The sequence below is a fragment of the Nostoc flagelliforme FACHB-838 genome, from assembly GCF_014698065.1.
Taxonomy (GTDB): Bacteria; Cyanobacteriota; Cyanobacteriia; order Cyanobacteriales; family Nostocaceae; genus Nostoc; species Nostoc flagelliforme_B.
Map to the genome: position 1 here is coordinate 1 of NZ_JACJSI010000656.1, position 2,152 is coordinate 2,152.

Genomic DNA, 2,152 nt, shown 5'->3' on the forward strand with positions numbered 1-2,152 from the left:
TTATTGAGTTTTTTACGAACTCGTCCAACAGTATCAAGTAAAAGGTCAGTGCCAAGAAAAGATTTAAATTGGCATTGGATAGGCACAACTAGATGTGTAGCCGCAGTTAAGCTAAGGATACTAAGAATACCCAAAGAAGGCGGGCAGTCAATTAAGATAAAGTCGTATTCATCTTTAATAGGTGCTAGGGCTTCTTTGAGACGATATTCTCTTGCATCAGCAGTAGGTAAGAGAAGTTCAGCTGCACTAAGGGTGATATTTGTGGGAACCAAATTCATCTCATGAATGGTTTCTGGATAGATAAATAGCGGTTCTTCATCAATAATGGCGTTGTAGAGTGTTTTTTTTAAACTCTCTGGGTCTACTCCCATAAAATTCGTTAGGCTTGCCTGTGGGTCCATATCAACAACTAGGACACGGTTTTGATTAGAAGCTAGATGATAACCCAGGTTTTGAGTAAGAGTAGTCTTAGCAACGCCCCCTGATTGGTTAAATAACGCAATGATAATAGTTTTGCTCACAAGTGCAATGTTAAATATTTACCCTTAATACGGCAAATTGTAGCTCTGGTTAATGGAGAACACAACTATTTAGTCATACCAAGATTGTGTTTTTCCAAGAGAATTAACCACTGAAGTAGGATCTGGTTGGAGAAAAAATTTTTTACAGCAGAAACAGAAATTCGGGATCGCATCTTAAGCAGACTGAAGATGAAATAGTAATCCGTAGGTAGTAAATAAAGCAATTAGGCGTTGCTGAATAATGGGATGATTTTCTCCAGTTCAACTCCCGACGAGTGTTCGCTCCTACCTTCAAGAAATCGGACGTTACCCTCTGCTTGTCTCAATCTTTGGGTCGTCCTCCAGTTACAGCAGAAATTGCCGGCGAACGCTAAAGCCCCTAATTGTCCAGAGCAAAACCCTATTGAAGATATCTGGTTGCAGGCTAAAACATGGGTTCGTTCGCGCAGCGTCTCGTTGGCGCAGCCTCTCGTAGAGAAGAGACGTTTTTGTGCCTTGATTCCTTCTTTTTCTCATTTAATGGGTGTTTGAGTGGTTTATTCGACACACTACCTTTGATTTTCCCGTTCTTGGGATGTACGGATTTTTTTCAAAAATTAAATAGGATTCCTATATGTCAGGCACGCTTGGCAACAATCTTCATTCACTGAATTTGAAAAATTTTCTTGTTGATGTAATAAGCGTTAGTTTTGGCATAGCCAAAAGGAGGACAAGAAGATACTCAAACGAGTATGGGAACATTAGGAGAATACCGCCATACTGGGTGTATTCTGGTTTAATCGCTGATTTTAAAAGTCATTATCAGTAAAGGGAATCATGGAGGGTAAAAACCTTTGAGTAGATGGGTAAAATTCTAATCTTGCTGGATAATTATCTGTTTGTGATACTTCTAATTCAATTGGTTGCTGATTTTTATCATCAAAGAGTAACTGCATTTGATAATCTGTCCAGAATTGCTCACCTAGCTCATCTTCTAAATCAAAAAGCTGTTCTTCATTACCCCAGATATCTGACCAAAGGACTATCCGATTAGCGCGAAAATGATTTTGACCTTTGACATCTGCAATCACAAAATATACTTCGACATTTAAATTGAACCCAAACTCATCAAGCTCTGTCTCTTGTATCGTACAGTTAACCACAATTAAACTATCAGGGTTAACATTCACTACCTGCTGTTGACGCTGTAACATTTCTTGAAATACCAAATCAGGTAACAGCTTTGAAGTTTCTTCGAGTACAAGTTTTTGAGTTTCTGGTGAGTAACGAGTTTTTAATTCTTGGGTTATTAAACTTAAGATATCACCTGTGGCTAAATTGACAATTATCTTTTTATTTGTGGAATTAAGGAAACATCCATGATTAAGACTAATATGTTTTTTTATTGTCATGATTGTGTAAGATTTAGATCGTTTTGCCTAGTTTATTGATAATCTGGGCTTCAATAATTTTTGAGCCTTTGGTGTATTTTGCTTGCCCTGTATTTAAGGTTTATTATAAAGATTACCTTGCTAATTCCAATTCACCGAATTTTGGACTCCACCAACATGAAGCTGTATTAAAGTAAGCTACATCCTTGTGTTTATTGTCTTGGCGAGACTGGGGGTCTGAACAGCGAAGCATCGCTTTCT

2 protein-coding genes and 1 pseudogene are annotated in these 2,152 nt (G+C 37.9%); 1 reads left to right on the top strand and 2 read right to left on the bottom strand.

From position 1 onward, the window contains the following. A partial coding sequence (locus H6G97_RS50280; protein WP_190947680.1) for an AAA family ATPase occupies positions 1 to 521 on the bottom strand: 521 nt, incomplete at its 3' end. Between the two features lie 292 nt (positions 522 to 813). Here H6G97_RS50280 and H6G97_RS56450 point away from each other — a divergent pair. Continuing rightward, a pseudogene (locus H6G97_RS56450) lies at positions 814 to 996 on the top strand (hypothetical protein); the annotation flags it as partial. A gap of 313 nt (positions 997 to 1,309) precedes the next feature. Here H6G97_RS56450 and H6G97_RS50295 read toward each other — a convergent pair. Beyond that, complete coding sequence (locus H6G97_RS50295) at positions 1,310 to 1,912, bottom strand: hypothetical protein (protein ID WP_242056192.1); 603 nt, start codon at positions 1,910 to 1,912, stop codon at positions 1,310 to 1,312. Positions 1,913 to 2,152 lie beyond the last annotated feature (240 nt).